An 18,073-nucleotide genomic window follows, 5' to 3' on the forward strand; every position below is an offset into this window, starting at 1 on the left:
CCGATCTCGCCCCGCGACCTCCCAGCAGTGCGCGGCGCACACCACCGCTGGTCGGGGGTCGTGAGTGCGTAACAGTGTTCCAACCCCGTTTCGCACTCACGACCCCCGGACGACCCGAGCGGAGCCGATGCAGCGACAAGATGAGCAACTCCCCCACCCTGAACCTGAGTCGCGCCCCCAAAGGCCGAGCCGACTCCGTCGCAGAGATCCCCACGACCTGCAGCTCCGACTGGAACTGCGGACCCCGCGCTCGCGAGACGCCGTGAGTAATCGGCGCGGGGAACATGGGCTCGGGCGCTCCGCGACTCCACGACGGCGCGGCGCTCACCACCGCAGGTCAGGGGTCGTGAGTGCGTAACAGTGTTCCAACCCCGTTTCGCACTCACGACCCCCGGGCGATCTGAGCAGGCCGGTTCGGTGACTAGGTGACCAGAGCTCACCATCCATCGCAGTTGCGGATCGCAGGGAGCGAGCTCAGGTGCAGTTGCGATTGAAGTGCTGGCTCGTGGCTTTGGTGCGGTGCGGTTTCGGGGAACCGCTGTGGAGAAACGTGCGGAGGGGGCCGGGGAGGTAGCTCGGATGGGTGAATATCGGTCTTTCGCGTGGTGGGTTGCGCGCGCATGCTGGGGCTACGGCGACCTGAAGGGCTCGCAGCCGCGGGCGACGGGGACCAGGAGGCGATCATGAACGAGACCCACACCATCACGCTGAACCTGCAGGTCGTGGAGGCGGGTGCGAAGACCACCGCCGACGTCGGATTCACCACTCCGGCCGGTCAGGCACTGCACGGCCACGGCACCGCGCGACGTCACCCGGACGACCCGGAGGTACCGCAGATCGGCGACGAGATCGCGATCGCCCGCGCCCTGTTCGAACTGGCCCACAAGCTGCTGGACAACGCGGCCAAGGACATCGGCGAACGCCTGCACCGCCGCGTGCACCTGCCCGCCTGATCCCACACCTCAGCCCGGCGCCAGGGAAAGCCCTGGCGCCCAGCAAAGGGCTGCGCACGCGACCCCAGCACCCAACAACAGCCCGCGCACGCGACGTCGGCGCCTAGCTAGGGGGCGCGCACGCGGCGTGTGCTTCGAGGGCCTCGTGGACCGCTTGGGCGGCGAGGTCCGCGACGTCGTCGGGGAGGCCTGGGCGGGCTCGGACGCGCAGTGGGGCCGGTCCGAGCTGGGGGAGGTCGTCGCGGACGACCAGCCCCTCCAGGCGCGGTTTCGCCGACGGCAGCAGCGCCACGCCCAGCCCGGAGCGCACCGCCGCGAGCACCCCGGCCAGGTCGGCGGCCTCGCACACCAGGTCCGGCTGCCTGCCCAGGCCGGTCACCGCGCCGACCGCGAGCCGCCGCGTCACGCACGGCTCGTCGAAGACCACCATCGGCAGCGGCTCGTCCGGTGCCGGGGGCTCCCAGTCCGGCGCGGCGTACCACTCCAGCCGGAACTGCCCGGCTTCGCGGTTGGGCCTGCTGTCCAGGTAGTCGATCAGCAGCGCGATGTCGATGGTGCCGCGGTCGACGGCGTCGGCCAGCCGGGCCGTGCGGTCGAGCCGGAACCGCACCTCCCACGCCGGGAAGGCCGCGCGCAGCCGGGTGGCCAGCTCGGGCAGCAGCCGGTCGGCCGCGTGCTCGGTGGAGCCGAAGACGAGCGTGCGCGGTTCCTCGGCGTCGAGGCGGCGCAGCGCCGAGTCGTGCACGTCGAGGATGTGCCGCGCCTCGGCCAGCAGCTGCTCGCCGGTCGGCGTGAACCTCGCCTGCCGCCCTTCCCTGCCCACCAGCTTCCGGCCGACCACCCGCTCCAGCTTGCGCACGTGCTGGCTGACCGCGGACTGCGTCAGCGACAACGCGGCTGCGGCCCGGTGGAACCCACCGCAGTCGGCCACCGCGACCAGGCTCCGCAGCGCGACGACGTCCAGCACAGCGCTCATGCGCCCAACCATAACCGATCAGCAACAGCGATCGATCGCGATCACTTATCATCGTTGGACGCGGCCGGGTGTCGGCGGTGAACCTGGGATCATGAAGCGCGCGCACTCGATCCCGCTGACGCTGGCAGCGCCGATCGTGTTCATCTGGGCCAGCGGGTTCCCCACCGGGAAGCTGGGGGTCGCCGCCGCTCCCCCGTTCCTGCTGACCACCGTGCGCCTGGTGGCGGCCACCGGGCTGCTCTCGGCGATCGCCGTCATCTCCCGCTCCACCTGGCCGCGCGGCGGGCGGCTGGGACACACGGCTGTCGCGGGCGTCCTCACCTACGGCGCGCAGTTCGGCGGCTGCTACGGGGCGATGAGCGTCGGTGTCCCGGCGTCGGTGACCGCCCTGGTGATCGCCATGAACCCGGTGCTCACCGCAGCCCTGGCGGCCGTGCTGCTGCGGGAGCGGTTGAGCCGGACCCGGCTCGCGGGCCTCGTCCTCGGCGTGATCGCGGTGACGGTCACCCTCGGCGGCGAGGTCCTCGCCGAGGGCACGCTGAACCCGGGAATCCTGCTGGCCCTGGTCGGGCTCCTCGGGTTCTCCGCGGGTGGGCTCTACCAGCAGCGGTTCTGCGGCCCGGTCGACCCGCGGTCCGGCGGCGCGGTGCAGTCCGCGGCGGCGGCTGCCGCAGTCGGCGCGATCGCGCTCTTCGAGCACGGCCAGGTCACGGACTGGCCGCGGGCCGCCGCCGTGCTGACGTGGCTGGTGCTGGCGGGGTCGGTGCTCGGCACCACCTGCTACCTGCGGGCGGTCGCCGTCGGCGGGGCGAGCCGGGCGGCCTCGCTGTTCAGCGCGGTTCCGCCGGTCGCCGCGCTGCTGGCCTGGCCACTGCTCGGCGAGACCCCGACGGTCGCGGCGGTGCTCGGCATCGCCCTCGGCGCCGCGTCCTGCGTGCTCGGCACCCGCCCGGACCGGCCCGCGCCGCAGGCCGAGGCGCCTGCGCTCACGGCTTGAGGTATTCGAGGACGGCCAGCACGCGGCGGTTGGTGTCCTCCGAGTTGGCCAGGTCGAGCTTGCCGAAGATGCTCGCGATGTGCTTGCTGACCGCGCCTTCGCTGATCACCAGCTGCTGCGCGATCGCCGCGTTGGATTTGCCCTCGGCCATCAGCGCGAGCACGTCGTTCTCCCGCTGGGTCAGCCGTTGCAGCGGGGTCGTGCGGCGGGCGACCAGCTTGGCGATCACCTCCGGGTCCATCGCGGTGCCGCCGGTGGCGACCCGGCGCACCGCGTCGAGGAACTGGTCGGCGTTGAAGACCCGATCCTTGAGCAGGTAGCCTACACCACCGGCGCCGTCGGCCAGCAGCTCCCGCGCGTACAGCTGCTCGACGTGCTGGGACAGCACCAGGACCGGCAGGCCGGGGACCTCGCGCCGCGCGGAGAGCGCGGCCCGCAGCCCCTCGTCGGTCTGGGTCGGTGGCAGCCGCACGTCGACCACGGCCACGTCCGGGCGCTGCTCGACCAGCGCCCGCTCCAGCTCCGGCCCGGTCTCCACCGCGGCGACGACCTCGCAGCCGTGGGCGGTGAGCAGGGTGCTCAGCCCGTCCCGCAGGAGGAAGAGGTCTTCGGCTAGGACAACGCGCACGGGATCTCCATCGTCGCCGCGGTCGGTCCACCGGCCGGGCTGCTCAGGTGCAGGGTTCCGTCGAATGTACCGATGCGGCGGCGGATTCCGGTCAGCCCACCGCCGAGCTCGGGGTCGGCACCGCCCACGCCGTCGTCGGTGACCACCACCCGCAGCACCTCGTCGGCGTGCCGCAGCTCGACCCGGATCGTCTCCGCCCGGCCGTGCTTGATGGCGTTGGTGACCAGTTCCAGGGTGGCGAAGTAGGCGGCGGCCTCGATCGCGGACGGGCACCGGCCCGGGACGTCGGCCTCGACCTCGATCGGCACGACCAGGTCCAGCGCCACCGCGCGGACCGCGTCGACCAGCCCGCGCTCGGTCAGCACCGGGGGCCGGATGCCGCGGACCAGGGCCCGCAGCTCGGCGAGGGTGCGCCCGGAGTCGGCCTTGGTCTCGCCCAGCAGTTCCTTGGCGCGCTGCGGATCCCGGTCCACCAGCTGCTCGACGGCGGAGAGCTTCAACCCGAGGGCGACGAGCCTGGCCTGCGGGCCGTCGTGCAGGTCGCGCTCGATGCGCCGCAGCTGGGCGTCCTCGGCGTCGGTCGCGTCGGCGCGGGTCTCGGCGAGTCGCCGGACCCGCTGCGCCAGCTCCGCGCGCTTGGTGGGTGCCAGCAGCAGCTGCGCCCAGCGGCCGTGCAGGCGCAGCAGGGCCGGGGCGAGGGCCAGCACCCCGGCACCGGCCAGCAGGCCCAGCGGCATCCCGATCAGCGGGGTCTCCGCGAGCCACTTCGCCGGCGCCCACACCTGCTCCCACGGCGAGCCGAACTCGGCGAAGAGGTGGCCGACCCACACCCAGAACGGGATCCAGAGCCCCCACAGGAAGGTCCAGGACAGCACGGCCACCGGCACGAGCAGCAGCGCGGTGACCGGTCCGTCGCCGAGCAGCCACAGCAGGTCGCGCCCGGTGGCCGGGTCGGTCATGGTGCGCCGGTAGCGGGCGCGGCGCAGCGCCGGGCGCGGCGAGGAGCGCAGCTCCCGACCGGCCCGGTAGAGGCCGTCGGCGGTGGGCACCGGCTCGACGACCGGCTGGTACAGCTCCTCGACCGGGACACCCGACCACTTCCCGGCCAGCTTCCGCCCCACCCCGGCCAGCCACTGCGCGCCCTCGTTGCACCGGGGCCACCACAGGTTCAGCCCGGCCACGTGGCTGAGCACGAACGACACGACCAGCAGCACTCCGCCGACCGAGTTCACCACCGCGAGCAGGGCGAGCAGCGCCAACCGCCAGAGGTCGCGCAGTGCCCCGTTGACCCACAGCTGCCAGCGACGCGGCTCGACCGGGCCCAACCTCGAACGGGTCCACCGCCCGTGGAGCCGGAGCACCGGCTGCCCACCGACCACCGCCAGCAGCCCCAGTACCGGGCCGACGACCGTGTTGAGCAGCAGCCAGCTCATGTCCCGGCCCGTCGCCGGGTCCTCCGCCACCCACTCCACCCGCTGCAGGTACCGGGGCACGCGGGGAGTCCGGTAGACCATCCGGTCGTGCCGGTACCAGCCCTCGGCGTCGGGCTGCGGGTCGGGCGGGGCCGGGTGGTAGGACGACGCGACCGGCGCCTCGCACCAGTCACCGGCCAGCCGACGGCTCAGGTCGACCGCGGCCCGGCACCACCGCACGAGCCGCTCCCCCAGGAACGACAGGCCCAGCATGGAGAGGAGGGGGCCCGTCGTGTAGGCCACGAACAGCAGCGGCCCGGGCAGCGCCAGCAGCGCGAGCACCAAGCCCCGCCCAGCAGTTCTGATTCGCATGGCCCAATTCTGTTGCGCGACAGCGGTCTTGACCTTGCAGCTGGTTCCCGAGCGGGGGTGGAGCTACCTCCACCCCGAACCGGGAACCAACCGCATTCCAGCAGGTCCGGTGCGAGCCTAGCGTCACGAGCATGTCCACCCCGACCTACCGGGAACCGCGGCCCCGGGCGGAGTTCCGCACCTGCGACCTACCCGGGCGCACGGCCGCGCAGCTGGCTGCCCTGGCCCGCAGCCCGCTGATCGCGCTCTGCGGGCTGGCCGCGTTCGGCGACGTCGCCACCGGCACCGCGCTGACCACGGCGAGCATCGCCCTCGCCGCGAAGCCCGGCCCCGACCCGGTCGCCCGGTTCACCGCGCACCTGCTGGTCGCGTTCGCGGTCGTGCTCACCGCCGCAGCGTCCGCGACCACGTCCGAGGAGGCGTCCGCGCTGCTGATCGCCGGCTCCCTCGCCGCGCTGGCAGTGCTCTCCGTCGGCCTGCTGTGCGCGGCGGCCGGTGGACCGGTGCTCGCCGCGATCGCCCTGGTCCCCGGCCTGGTCACGGGATCCCACCTCACCGCATCAGGCGCGGCGGTCCAGGCGCTGCACGCCGCCAGCGCCGGCGAACGGCCCACGCACCTGCTCGTGCTGGTCGGGTACGCGCTGGTCGCGGGCCGGTCAGCCGACCGCCTCCTGGATGCGCTCCCACGCGGCGAGCACGTGCCGACGCTCGGTCTGCGGTGATCCGACCGCGAACCGCAGCACCACCCGACCGCCCACCCTGGTGTGCGTCAGGTAGAGCTCACCGGACTCGTTCAGCGATTCCATCAGCTGGTGGGTGCGCTCGTCGGCCTGCTCCGCGGACAGATCCGGGAACCGCGGCCGGAAGCACACCAGCCCGAACGGGTGCGGTTCCAGCAGCTCGAAGCGCGGGTCGTCGCGCACCCACCCGGCGAACTCCTGCGCGAGCGCCACCCCGGAGCGGATGTGCTCGCGCAGCCCAGCGGCCCCGTACCAGCGCAGCACCGACCACAGCTTCAGCGCCCGGAACCGCCTGCCCAGCGGCACCTGCCAGTCGCGGTAGTCGATCACCTCGCCGGAGGCGGTGGCCGGGTTGCGCAGGTACTCCGGCAGGATCGACAGCGCGTCCACCAGCGGTCCGCGGTCGGCCAGCCACAGCAGGCCGCAGTCAAAGTTGGTCAGCAACCACTTGTGCGCGTTGGTGCAGTAGGAGTCGGCGAACTCGGCGACGCCGTCGTTGATCCAGCGCAACTCCGGGCACACCGCCGCCACCCCCGCGTAAGCCGCGTCGACGTGCAGCCAGACCCCGCGCGCCCGGCACACCTCACCGACGGCGCGGACCGGGTCGACCGCGGTGGTCGAGGTGGTGCCGACGGTCGCGCACACCAGGGTGGGCACGGCCCCGGCGGCGAGGTCCTCGGCGACCAGGGCGTCCAGGTGCGCCGGGTCCATGCCGAGGGTGCCGGGGTCGACGTCGACGACTCGCACGTTGTCCGCGCCGATGCCGACCATGCGCGCGGCCCGCTCCAACGACGAGTGGGTGTGCTCGGAGACGTAGAGGGTGTGCCGCCGCGTGATCCCCCCGCTGGCCACCGCACCACCGCTGACCCGCTGCAACGCGGCCAAGCAGGCCACCAGCGCGGCACTCGACGCCGAGTCCTGGATGACGCCGCCGCCGACCGCGTCGGTCCGGAAGTGCTCGGGCAGCCCGAGCAGCTCGGCCATCCAGTCGACCACGACGGTCTCCAGCTCGGTGCAGGCCGGGCTGGTCGCCCACACCATGCCCTGCACGCCGAGCCCGCTGGAGAGCAGGTCCCCGAGGATCGCGGGTCCGCTGGCGTTGGCCGGGAAGTAGGCGAAGAAGCTGGGGTGCTGCCAGTGCGTGACCCCGGGCAGCAGCACGTCGTCGAGGTCCCGCAGCACCGCCTCGAACGACTCGCCCTCCTCAGGTGGGTGCGCGGGCAGCTGCGCCCGGACCTCCCCGGGCCGCACCTGCGACCGGACCGGGTGCGACTCGATCCCGGCGTAGTAGTCGGCAACCCAATCGACGACCTGCCTGCCCCAAGCCCGGAACTCCTCCGGCGACATGTGCCCACCCACCCGGCCAGCCTCCCACCAACACCCCCGCAGAACCACCGTTGCCGGGGACCGGGTCAGTCGGTGGCCATCCAGTGGTAGGTGTGCGGGGTGACCATGCGGTGGCCGACCACTGTGGACTGGGAGGAACCCACGACGACCGTGGTGGCCGTGCCCGCCTCGGTCGGGTCGAACTCGCCGATCGGGGCGCACCAGACGTGCTGGCCGGTGCGGGTCGCGCGGTGGACCGCGCCCACCGGGGTCGTCGCCGGGCGGTGCTCGGCCAGGATCTCCAGCGCGCGGGCCAGCTGCCAGCTCCGCTGCTCGGAGCGCGCGTTGTGGAAGCACACCACCAGGTCGGCCTCGGCCGCCGCGCGCACCCGGCGCTCGATGACCTGCCACGGGACGCGCTGGTCGGACAGGCTGATCAACGCGTGGTCGTGGCCGAGCGGCGCGCCCAGCAGGGCCGAGGCCGCCAGCACCGCGGTCACCCCCGGCACCCCGACGACCTCGATGTCGACGTCCGCCCGCTCCAGCGCCGGGCTCGCCATCGCGTGCACCCCGGTGTCGCCCGAACCGATCAGCGCCACCGCCCGCCCCTCGCGGGCCAGCTCGACCGCCTCGACCGCGCGGGCGTCCTCTCCGCCGACCCCGGTCGCCCGCACCTCGGTGCCGGGGCGCAGCAGGTGCCGCACCTGGTCGACGTGCTGGTCCAGGCCGACCACGACCGAGGCGCGGCGCAGTTCGTCGTCCGCGCGCGGCACCCGCAGGTCCGCCGCGCCGGGGCCGAGGCCGATGAGGGCGAGCCTGCCCCTGGGGTGGATGCGGGCGGCGGCCACCGTCACGCCGTCGCCCTTGATCTTGGTCGCGACCAGCTCGACCGGCGCCCCGTAGCCCAGCTCCGCACCCGCGTGCAGCGCCGACGCCTCCGCCACGCTCGGCGAACCGGTCTCGGCGCGCACCACCGCGCTCGGGTGGGGCACCTCGACGTCGGCCAGCACCTCGGCCGGGTAGGTCAGCAGCGACAGCTCCTCACCGCCGCCCGCGGAGTGCCAGAACCCGAGGTCCTGCACCGCTTCCAGGATCCCGGCCTCGTCGGCCTTGCGGTCCACGCTGGCGACCGCGCGGATGGCGCGCGGGTCCAGGCCGTGCTCGCTGTCCAGCAGGGCGATGGTCTCGGTCACCGCGGTGCGCGAGACCCCGCGGGCCGAACCGACGCCCACCACCAGCGTGCGCGGGATCAACCGCAGCGTCCGCTCCTCCACCTCGGTTGGCCGCCGGTCGTCGATCACCACCGTCCACAGCGGCAGCTCGACGTCCGGGGACACGTTCGGCGGCAGGGCGGGCAGCGGGAAGCCGTGCGGGTTGACCAGGCGCACCGGCAGGCCGTCGAGCACCGCCGACCCGCACCGCACCAGGTCGCCGTCCACAGTGGCGTCGAGCTGCTCGACCAGTTCGTCCAGCGGGGTGGTGCCGGAGCCGTCGGAGGCGGTGGTGACCACCGGCTGGCAGTCGAGCACGTCGGCGACCTGCTCGGCGAGCGCGTTGGCACCACCGGCCTGCGCCCCGGCCAGCGCGATCGCGAAGCGCCGTTCCTCGTCGACGCAGACCACGCCCGGGTCGGTCCGCTCGTCGCGCAGCAGCGGCCCGACCAACCGCACGGTGGCCCCGCTGGCCAGGAAGAACACCGCCGCGTCGAGGTGGTCCCAGAGGCGCCGCACGGCGGCCCCGACCGGCCCGTCGGCGACGACCGCGTCCGGGCCGAGCCGTGCGGCGAGGTCGGCGGCCGCCCGCCGTCCCGCCGCGGTCACCGCGAACAGACCGATCACTGCTTCTCCCCTGTCTGGTGGACTGCCCTCCACCGCATGCTCCCAGGTGCCACCGCACGGCCTGGCAGCTCCGGCGGGAATCCCGGGGTCACTGCTTCTTGCGACCGGTGACCAGGACCACCGGGTCCGCCGCTTCCAGGTGGGACGTCCCGTCGGGGAGCTCGGCGAGGCGGGCCGCGGCGAGCTGGACGCCCTCGACCTCGTAGCCCGCCGTGCGGAGCGCCTCCCGGGTCTGGGCGATCCGGTCCAGCGCCGCCAGCGCCACCACCACGCGGGCCGCTCCGGCGTGCGCGCACGCCGCGACCACGTCGCTGCCCCCGGCGCCGACGAAGATCGCGTCCGGTCGGGGCAGCTCGCGCAGGACCTGCGGGACCTCGCCCTCCTCCACCCGCACGTCCACGCCGTGGCTGGCCGCGTTGGTGACCAGCCGCACCGCGTGCGCCTCGTCGGACTCCACCGCGATCACCGCCGCCCCCAACCGGGCGCACTCCACGGCCACCGACCCGGAGCCCGCGCCGACGTCCCACACCAGCGCTCCCGGGCGCGGTGCCAGCTTGGACAGCGCCACCGCCCGCACCTCGGCCGTGGTGATCACACCGTCGCGGTGCGAGAACTCGTCCTCCGGCAGCGCCCAGCCGGCGGCCGGCGGCACCGGCTCACCACCGGCGATCCAGCCGCGGTGCGGCACGTCGTCGAGATCGGCCAGGGACAGCACGATGTTCGGCTCGCGCCAGGTCCGCCTGGCCGCCTCCGCCGGGTCCACGGTGACCACCGACTCGTTCGGCCCGCCCAGGTCCTCGGCGACCACCATGGTGCGCCGCCACCCGGTCAGCCCGGACCCGATCTGCGCCGGACCGGCCTTCGGGGCGGTGGTCAGCACCACCACGGCCGGGCGGGCGCGGCAGACGTTGACCGCCCGCGCGAGGTCCGGGCCGGTGGCGCTGACCACCACCACGTCGTCCCACGACCGGCCGACGCGGGCCATCAACTGCTGCACGCTGGACGTCGACGGCAGCACCGAGCACCGGATGCCGCGCTCGCGCAGCGCGCGCACGGCGCCGAAGAACCCGGGATCACCGGAGGCCAGCACCACGCCGTGCTCGTCGCCGGACAGCGCGGACAGCGCGTTCAGCGCCGGTTCCAGCGGCCCCAGCTCGAACCTGCGCGCGTGCTCGGGCGCGTGCGCGTCCAGGTGCCGCTTGCCACCCACCACCAGCCGCGCCGACTCCAGCGCCTGCGCCGCGCCCTGGGGCAGGGCGCCGCCATCGATCCCGATCACCGTGACTGCCACGTCACCCACCTCGCCTCGGCGACCGCGACCGCGGGCTGGACCGGCGCCCGCGACCGACGGCCGCACTCCTCGCTGAACTGCTCCAATACTGCTGCCACCGGGTCCGGGACCGGCGCGCACCACGCCGACCGGACCGCCACGTCCAAATCGGACGGGCTCAGTCGTCCGGTTGGTCCGCCTTCGCCGGGGGCTTGCGCTTGGCCGCGGTCTTCGGCTTTGCCGCGGTCGTGGACTTGGTCCGCTTCGCCGCGGTGGTCCCGGTGCCGGTCGACTTCGCGGTCTTGGTCGTCCGCTTCGCCGGGGTGGCCTTCGCGGTAGCTCTGGTCGTCGTGGTGCTGGCGGCGGAGGTCCGCCGCGACTTCGGGGCGGCTTCGGCGGGTGCCGCCTCGGCTGGCGCCGCCTCGGCAGCCTGTTCCGCCGCTGGCGCGGGCTGCTCGCTCACGGCGACGGGCTCAGGCGCCGCTGCGGGCACCGGGTCGGTCCCGTCCGCGGCGAAGAGCTGCGACTGCGCCACGTCCACGCGCCGGGCCGAGCGGGTCGCCGCTGCTCGCGCGGCTCCGCGGGCGCTCTCCTGCCAGTCGCGCACCGCCCACCAGGCCACGTCCGAGGCCCGGACGCCGTTGGCATCGCGCGGCTCCGCCTCGGCTCCGCGCGCCCCACCGGGATCAGCGCTGGGCTCGGTGCTGCGGCGCGCACCGGGCTCGGTGCTGCGGCGGCGCGAGGCGCTGGGGCGCATCGTGCGCCGGGGCGAGGACTCCGCGCGGCGGTAGGTATGGAAGTGGTACGGGTGTGAGCGGGGGCCGCTGCCGGTGAGGCTCTTGCCCACGATGAACAGCGTGTTCCGCCACAGCTTGCGCTGCTTGACGGTCTTCTCCAGCTCGCCGATCGTGGTGCGCACCAGCATCTCGTCGGGCCAGGTGACCTTGTAGGCGACCAGCACCGGGGTGTCGTCCGGGTAGCCACCGGCGCGCAGCTCCTCGACCAGCTGGGCGGTGCGGGAGGCGGACAGGAACAGCGCCATCGTGGTGCCGTGCTTGGCGAACTCGCGCACCTCCTCGCCCACGGGCGTCGGCGTCCGGCCGCCCTCCAGGCGGGTCACCACCAGTGACTGGGCGACCTCCGGCGCGGTCAGCTCGCGGCCGATCGCGGCGGCAGCCGCGGAGAACGGCTGGACGCCGGGAACGATCTCGACCTCCACGTTCATCCGGGCGCACGCGTCGTGCTGCTCCTGCACGGAGCTCCACATCGACGGGTCGCCGGAGTGCACGCGGACCACCTTGAGCTTGTCCCGCTCGGCGCGGCGGTAGACCTCCAGCGCCTGCTCGTGGGTCAGGCGGGAGGAGTCGACCAGCTCGGCGTCGCCGCGGGCGTGCTCCTGGATGCACTCCGGCGCGACCACGCTCGCGGACCACACCACGACGTCGGCTTCGGCGATCCGCCGCGCGCCGCGGACCGTGATCAGGTCGGCCGCGCCCGGTCCGGCACCGATGAACGAGATCCGGCCAGTCACCATTGCTCTCCTCTTCCGCCTCGGGGTGGAAGCACCAACACCGCGGACAGCTCCGGCGCGCCGTCCACTTCGGACACATCAGGCGGGCGGGGCGCCCGCGGCGCGCAACTCACCGAGCCGCCGCCCGCCTTCGCAGGCCCTGACCGTACCGCGTGGGCGCACCCAGCCCCGCAGCGCGGTCACGTCCCGCACAGCTCCTGTCACCGCCGGTGAGGCCGCTCCAGCGGTGGGTCCCGAACCCCTCCTCCAGCCGCGCTGGGAACCTCACCGCGCGCACCGCGCCACGAACCGCTCGACGGAGTCGGGCTGCCCGGCCGGATGGGTGTGCAAGTACGAAGCGTGCACCCCGTGGTCGACGAAACCCTCGCGCTGCGCGGTCCCGCTCCGCCAGAACCAAGCGGCTCGCGGGCCGTGACCGGGCTCCAGGACGGTGCGGTGGAACTCGTGCCCGCTCACCCGTGCCCCCTCGGCGAACAGGGCGGAATCCGCAGCGGCCACCGCATCCCGGTAACCGAGCGTCAGCCGCGAGGACATCCGCGCCCGCGCGTCGAGCACCCCGCACAGCGGGTGCCCGTCGAGCTCCTGCGCCAGGTAGAGCAGCCCGCCGCACTCGGCGTGCACCGGGGCGCCGCTGGTGGCGAACGCAGCGATCTCCCGCCGCAGCGCGGAGTTCGCGGACAGCTCGGCGGCGTGCTGCTCCGGGAAACCACCTGGCAGCACCAAACCCGCGGTGCGCTCGGGGAGTCGCTCGTCGTTGAGCGGGTCCACGACGGCCACCTCGGCGCCAGCGGCTTCGAGCAGTTCGACGTGCTCGGTGTAGGCGAAGGTGAACGCCGGGCCACCGGCCACCGCGACCACCGGCGAACCCTGCGGGACGACCTCCTCCTGCGGGTCCCAGGCCGGTCCGGGCAGATCCGGTGCCGACCGGGCGATCTCCGCGACCGCGTCCAGGTCCACCGAGCTGGCGACGACCTCGGTCATCGCGTCCACCGCCCGCACCGCCTCCGCACCGTGCTCGACGGCGGTGACGAGCCCGAGGTGCCGGGACGGCACGGCGAGGTCGGCGGCGCGCGGGACGGCACCGAGCACCGGCAGCCCAGCGGCGTCGGCGGCGTCACGCAGCACCTGCTCGTGGCGCGGCGAACCGACCCGGTTGAGGATCACGCCCGCCACCCGGACTTCGGGCCGGTAGCTGCGGAAACCGTGCAGCAGCGCGGCGAGGCTGTGGCTCTGCCCCCGGGCGTCGACCACCAGCACGACCGGCGCGTCGAGCAGCTCCGCCACGTGCGCGGTCGACCCGACCGCCAAGCCCCCGCCCGGGCCGATGCGGCCGTCGAACAGCCCCATCACGCCCTCCACCACCGACAGCTCGGCCGCGCCGTGCCGGAACAGCGGCGCGATCCGCTGCTCGCCGACCAGCACCGGGTCCAGGTTGCGACCCGGCCGACCGGCGGCAATCCGGTGGTAACCCGGGTCGATATAGTCCGGGCCTACCTTGAACGGCGCGACATCGGTGCCGCGGCGCCGCAGCGCCCCGAGCAGCCCGGTCGCCACCGTGGTCTTGCCCTGCCCGGAAGCGGGAGCCGCCAGCACCACCCGCGCGTGCCGGGAAGAGGTCACCACTCGATGCCCTTCTGGCCCTTCTGCCCGGCGTCCATCGGGTGCTTGACCTTGGTCGTCTCCATCACCAGGTCGGCGGCGTCGAGCAGCGCCTGCGGCGCGTACCGGCCGGTGATCACGACGTGCTGGTGGCCGGGCCGGTCGCGCAGCGTCGCCACGACCTCCTCGACGTCCACCCAACCCCAGTGCAACGGGTAGGTGAACTCGTCGAGCACGTACATCCCGTGCTGTTGCTCGCCGATCCGCCGCGCGATCTCGCGCCACCCCTCGAGCGCGGCGGCTGCGTGGTCCTCCTCGCTGCCCTTCTTGCGCGCCCAGGACCAGCCCTCGCCCATCTTGTGCCACTCGACCGGGCCGCCCTCGCCGGTCTGCTCGTGCAGCCGCCCCAGCGCGCGGAACGCGGACTCCTCGCCGACCCGCCACTTCGCGGACTTGACGAACTGGAACACCCCGATCGACCAGCCCTGGTTCCAGCCGCGCAGCGCGAGCCCGAACGCGGCGGTGGACTTGCCCTTCATCTCCCCGGTGTGCACCACGACCAGCGGTCGGTTGCGGCGCTGGCGGGTGGTGAGTCCGTCGTTCGGCACGGTGGATGGCTGTCCCTGCGGCATGCCAGAACCCTATCTGGCGAGCCGCCCCCGGCCCGAATCACTCGGTGCCGGAGGTGCCGTGCGCCGCCGGGAGTCAGCGCTGGCGGAACGCGCCCAGCTGTTCGTCGAGGTAGCGGGCCAGGCGGGACTTGTCCGCCGGGCTGAAGGTGTTCCACCGCTGGCCGTCGTGGTTGCTGCGGGTGGTGACGCTGTAGCGGCCCTCCTCGGTGTCCCGCCAGCCGATCGCCGGGAGCCGGACCTGCTGGCCGCCCGCGTCGACACCGGTCACCACGAAGTAGCCGACGGAGTGCACGGGCAGCGCCATGATCCGCTCCACCTTGCGCATGTCGCCGCCGCCGCGCCCGGAGGAACTCGGCGCCACCGCACCGAGCCACGAGTCCGGCTCCGCCTCGGGTTCCGGCTGCGGCCGCTGCTCGGCGGTGGTGGAGATGGTGCCCGCTTCGAGCTTGCCCGCGGGCACGTCCGGCAGCAGCCCGACGCAGACCTGCGCGAGGCCGCGGACGTCGAATTCCTCGACCCGCAGCCCCCGCTCGTCCTGCACCGCGACCACCCCGGCCCGCCCGGAGGCCACGACCCGCGCCCGGTGAACGGCGTTCGTCCGGCCGTCGTAGGAGGTCACCGCCACCGCGACCGGGGACCGGTGCAGCAGCTGCAACGCCTGCTCCAGCTCCGGTTCGGCCCGACCGCGGTCGGCGAGGCGGCGCCGCTCCAGCTCGGACCAGACGTCCTGGCGGAGCCGGGCCCGCTCGTCGAGGGTGGGGCAGAAGTGCGGGATCTCGAACGGGAACTGCCGCAGGTTCAGCCGCAAGTCCTCGCTGAGGATGTCCACCGATTCGGCGGAGAGCGTGAATGAACCGTTCATCCATTCCCCCTGTGGGCGCGCGTCGACTCCCCGGGAAATTCACCGATTTCCCGGGGGTCGAGCAGATTTCTCGGAATTACTCGCCGAAAACTGGCGGTGCGGCCTTCGGCAGCCCGAGGTCTTCCCAGGCCTCGTCGGTGTCGAGCACGTACTTGCTCTCGTGCTCGTTGTCCTCTTCGGATTTGCCGCCGTGACCGCGCCCCGCGGCACCGGCACCGGCCATCCCGGCACCGCCGCGAGCACCGGCGCCACCAGCGGAACCGCTCCCGCCGACCCCGGCGGTACCCGCGGCACCGAGCCCGCCGACCCCGGCTCGGCCACCGGCGCCGAGCTGGTTGCCCGCGCCGCCGACACCGCCACCGCCGATGCCGCCGAGCCGACCGCCACCGGCGCCGCCACCGCCACCGGGCCGCGCCAAGCTCCCGCCCCCACCGGGACCGTTCGGACGTCCCGTACCGCCGCCGGGCGCGGGCCGCTGCTGGTTGGGCGGCAGCGGCGCCCAGTTCCCGTTGTAGGGGTTGCGCCGCTCCCACTTGCCGGTCTGCGGGTTCCACCGCGTGTCGGTCCCGCCACCGACCGGGTTCTGCTGCCACACCGGGTTCGTCGTGCTCGGGAAAATTGAGGGCGGGTTCGACCCGCCCGGGGGCGAGGGCACCGACGGGCTGCCGGGCGAGGTCGGCGTGGTCCAGGCGGACTGGGTGCTCGACGGGGTGCTGTTGGGGGTGCTGGAGATGTTGGTGGTGGGGTTGATCGAGCCGATCGGCTGCCGGGTCTCCGGCGGCTGCCCGACCTCCTCCGGCCCCCGCGGAGCGGGCACGAAGGCAGGGGTCTGCGCGGCGGCCTGCCCGAAGTCGCCCTCCATGGTCGACATGACCTGGGCGGCTTCGGCGTGCGCGGCCTGGCTCTTCTCCTGCTTCTCCATGATGTCGTTCGCCCGGCTGATCGCGGTGAACGGGTTCGGGTCGGAGAAGTAGTTCTTGAGCTCCTGCTTCATGTCGAACTCGATGACCTCGGGCATCGAGTTCTTCGCCCGCTCCCCGGCCTCGGCCTGCAACCCGATCTGGTTCCCGGTCAACTGCGCGGCGTTGCCGGAGTGCGACATGTGCTCGGCCAACTGCGTGACGTGCGCCCGCATGGCATCCCCAGCCTCACCCTGCCAGGTCTCCTCGGTCTTCTCGACCGCACGTCGATATTCTTCTGCTACCTCCAAGAGGTCCTGGCCGTGACCGTGGTAAATGCGGCCGACATCATGCACCTCGGTGGGATCGAAGTTCTCCTTGACGAACCGGTCCATCTCCTTGTGCTCGAAGGAGAGGTAGTGGGTGTTACCCAGTTTCCCGGGTTTTTCACGGAGCTCTTGATCAACAGACAACGCCCGTGCCTGCTGCTGACCGTACTGCGCAGCCTCTTTCTTCGCGTAGGCCTGCGACAACGCTTGCGACATGACATCGCCGAAGATCGGCATGTCGGAAACGCCCGAGTACTCCTTCTTCCCCTGCTGGTACGCCTGATGCTCGTAATCAGCGATATACTCGTTACCGCCACTCGGTGGCGACGTCATGACTCCCCCTGTACGTATTTTCAGTTCTGGGATGGATTTTCAGTCGTTCACGAGGTTCTTCGCAACGAGCGGAGTCGCCTTCTGCGCAAGCTGGCACGCCGCTTCCGTATCACGCGGCACGACAACATCGATCTGGATCGAGCTAGACGGAGAGCTGTCGAAGACGACGGCACAGTCCCCTGGTCCAACGCTCTCACGAATGATCTTGGTAGCCATGCCACCGAGTGAAGCTTCTTCCACTCGACCGTTCGACAGGTTCAGCTCATCAACCGAGTACTTGTCGTCAGCAGTGACGGAAAATACTCCTCCAGTAGAGATTTTCCAGGTGCACGTACGGGAGCTGCTGAGATTTTCAGCTTCGCCACTACCTTCAACACCGAGCTGAGCGGCATCACCTGACGCAACCGCCTGGCAGGGATCGACTGGCTCTGCTGAACTACTACTCGGCGACGCGACCTCGCTCGATCCACCTTGCTCGAGCTCGGACCCGCTACTGCCCGGCGACCCACAAGCCGCCACTCCCACAATCACAAACCCGAGCACACCTGCCGCCAGCGGACGTGACAACGACCTACGCACCTGGACAATCCCCGTTCTCATGCCTGCACGCCGAAGTTGGCGTTACCCTCGTCCACTTCCTGGTAGAGCTGGATGCCCTTCTTGATCGCTTCGATCAACTGCGGAATCCGCTCCTGCAGATGAGTGATCATCTCTTGGTAGGAACGCCCGTCGCCCCCCGCCGCGACAAGCTTGTTGAACTCAGCAATCGCCTGCCCGGCCGGGCTATCCCCCAGCGGGGTGCGCCTCGTCAACCTCGCCAGGTCAGCTTGCATCTTCGGCAACTTGACGTCGCGAAAGTCCTCGCTGATCCTAATTAGCTCGTTACCGGCCTCGGGCGTGACACGGAACTGGCCGCGGTTGGCCGCATCGATCATGCCCTGCATCGCGTCGTTCGTCGCAGCAAGCCCTGCCACCGCGCCAGCCACACCGCCGACTGGCCCCGTCATCGCAAGCCTCCCCCAGGTATGTCCGATCCGTCTCAAACGGCTAAGAACCTAGCACCACCTGCCTCGCGCGTAGGTCACTACGAGACAAATTCGCAACCCACGGGCCAGATCACACCCCAACGGAGCAATCGGGTCGGGCTCGACCACGTCACACGCCCAGTCCGAGCTCGCGCGACGCTCCAAGCCCGCCCAGCCCTCAACCAGGACCTTCAGTCCGTCGGAATGCTCGCCAACACCAACGGCGCCACCGCCCGGTGGCGACGTCATGACTTCCCTCAATTCCTCTTAAGTTCTCAAAACTTCATCAGTTCCTCGAAATATTCGCCACGACCAATGGAGCAGCCTGCTGCGCAACTTGGCACGCCCCTT

Annotated in this window: 16 protein-coding genes; 3 read left to right on the forward strand and 13 right to left on the reverse strand. The window is 72.5% G+C overall.

The window, feature by feature from the left end; all coding sequences use genetic code 11:
* Window positions 1-683: 683 nt before the first annotated feature.
* On the forward strand, window positions 684-953 hold the full coding sequence (locus ABT324_RS18270; protein WP_351178443.1) for a DUF1876 domain-containing protein: 270 nt from the start codon (window positions 684-686) through the stop codon (window positions 951-953).
* Window positions 954-1,056: 103 nt separating this feature from the next.
* Here ABT324_RS18270 and ABT324_RS18275 read toward each other — a convergent pair whose 3' ends face one another.
* Window positions 1,057-1,929 (reverse strand): LysR substrate-binding domain-containing protein, encoded by an 873-nt coding sequence (locus ABT324_RS18275; RefSeq protein WP_351178446.1) that lies wholly within the window; start codon window positions 1,927-1,929, stop codon window positions 1,057-1,059.
* 91 nt (window positions 1,930-2,020) lie between these two features.
* Here ABT324_RS18275 and ABT324_RS18280 point away from each other — a divergent pair, with 91 nt between their 5' ends.
* Complete coding sequence (locus ABT324_RS18280; protein ID WP_351178449.1) at window positions 2,021-2,926, forward strand: DMT family transporter; 906 nt, start codon at window positions 2,021-2,023, stop codon at window positions 2,924-2,926.
* Here ABT324_RS18280 and ABT324_RS18285 read toward each other — a convergent pair.
* Window positions 2,916-3,554: a response regulator transcription factor gene (locus ABT324_RS18285; RefSeq protein WP_351178452.1), complete on the reverse strand. Its 639-nt coding sequence runs from the start codon at window positions 3,552-3,554 to the stop codon at window positions 2,916-2,918. The two genes, ABT324_RS18280 and ABT324_RS18285, sit on opposite strands and share 11 nt — an antisense overlap.
* The gene (locus ABT324_RS18290) at window positions 3,539-5,338 is read right to left on the reverse strand and encodes a sensor histidine kinase (RefSeq protein ID WP_351178455.1); all 1,800 of its coding nucleotides are present in this window, start codon (window positions 5,336-5,338) and stop codon (window positions 3,539-3,541) included. Before ABT324_RS18290 ends, ABT324_RS18285 begins: the two co-directional genes overlap by 16 nt.
* 131 nt (window positions 5,339-5,469) lie before the next feature.
* Between ABT324_RS18290 and ABT324_RS18295 the strand changes: the two genes are divergently transcribed.
* Entirely contained in the window at window positions 5,470-6,060 is a 591-nt protein-coding gene (locus ABT324_RS18295) for a hypothetical protein (protein WP_351178458.1), read from the forward strand.
* Here the strand turns inward: ABT324_RS18295 and ABT324_RS18300 are convergent.
* The 10 genes from ABT324_RS18300 to ABT324_RS18345 form a co-directional block, all read right to left on the reverse strand.
* Complete coding sequence (locus tag ABT324_RS18300) at window positions 5,995-7,425, reverse strand: pyridoxal-dependent decarboxylase (RefSeq protein ID WP_351178461.1); 1,431 nt, start codon at window positions 7,423-7,425, stop codon at window positions 5,995-5,997. The genes ABT324_RS18295 and ABT324_RS18300 overlap by 66 nt on opposite strands.
* A gap of 65 nt (window positions 7,426-7,490) precedes the next feature.
* Window positions 7,491-9,242 (reverse strand): bifunctional cobalt-precorrin 5A hydrolase/precorrin-3B C(17)-methyltransferase, encoded by a 1,752-nt coding sequence (locus tag ABT324_RS18305; RefSeq protein ID WP_351178464.1) that lies wholly within the window; start codon window positions 9,240-9,242, stop codon window positions 7,491-7,493.
* An 88-nt stretch (window positions 9,243-9,330) separates the two neighbouring features.
* On the reverse strand, window positions 9,331-10,533 hold the full coding sequence (gene cbiE, locus ABT324_RS18310) for a precorrin-6y C5,15-methyltransferase (decarboxylating) subunit CbiE (protein WP_351178467.1): 1,203 nt from the start codon (window positions 10,531-10,533) through the stop codon (window positions 9,331-9,333).
* A gap of 157 nt (window positions 10,534-10,690) precedes the next feature.
* Complete coding sequence (gene cobM / locus ABT324_RS18315; protein WP_351178470.1) at window positions 10,691-12,046, reverse strand: precorrin-4 C(11)-methyltransferase; 1,356 nt, start codon at window positions 12,044-12,046, stop codon at window positions 10,691-10,693.
* A gap of 261 nt (window positions 12,047-12,307) precedes the next feature.
* Entirely contained in the window at window positions 12,308-13,663 is a 1,356-nt protein-coding gene (locus ABT324_RS18320; RefSeq protein ID WP_351178473.1) for a cobyrinic acid a,c-diamide synthase CobB, read from the reverse strand.
* Window positions 13,660-14,274 (reverse strand): cob(I)yrinic acid a,c-diamide adenosyltransferase, encoded by a 615-nt coding sequence (cobO, locus tag ABT324_RS18325; RefSeq protein ID WP_351178476.1) that lies wholly within the window; start codon window positions 14,272-14,274, stop codon window positions 13,660-13,662. Before cobO ends, ABT324_RS18320 begins: the two co-directional genes overlap by 4 nt.
* Before the next feature lie 73 nt (window positions 14,275-14,347).
* On the reverse strand, window positions 14,348-15,136 hold the full coding sequence (locus ABT324_RS18330) for an ESX secretion-associated protein EspG (RefSeq protein WP_351178479.1): 789 nt from the start codon (window positions 15,134-15,136) through the stop codon (window positions 14,348-14,350).
* A gap of 76 nt (window positions 15,137-15,212) precedes the next feature.
* On the reverse strand, window positions 15,213-16,697 hold the full coding sequence (locus tag ABT324_RS18335) for a PPE domain-containing protein (RefSeq protein WP_351178482.1): 1,485 nt from the start codon (window positions 16,695-16,697) through the stop codon (window positions 15,213-15,215).
* A gap of 39 nt (window positions 16,698-16,736) precedes the next feature.
* On the reverse strand, window positions 16,737-17,264 hold the full coding sequence (locus ABT324_RS18340; protein ID WP_351178485.1) for a DUF3558 family protein: 528 nt from the start codon (window positions 17,262-17,264) through the stop codon (window positions 16,737-16,739).
* A 29-nt stretch (window positions 17,265-17,293) separates the two neighbouring features.
* Window positions 17,294-17,704: a hypothetical protein gene (locus tag ABT324_RS18345; RefSeq protein ID WP_351178488.1), complete on the reverse strand. Its 411-nt coding sequence runs from the start codon at window positions 17,702-17,704 to the stop codon at window positions 17,294-17,296.
* Between the last annotated feature and the right edge of the window lie 369 nt (window positions 17,705-18,073).

Source organism: Saccharopolyspora sp. NPDC000359 (genome assembly GCF_040300525.1).
GTDB lineage: Bacteria > Actinomycetota > Actinomycetes > Mycobacteriales > Pseudonocardiaceae > Saccharopolyspora.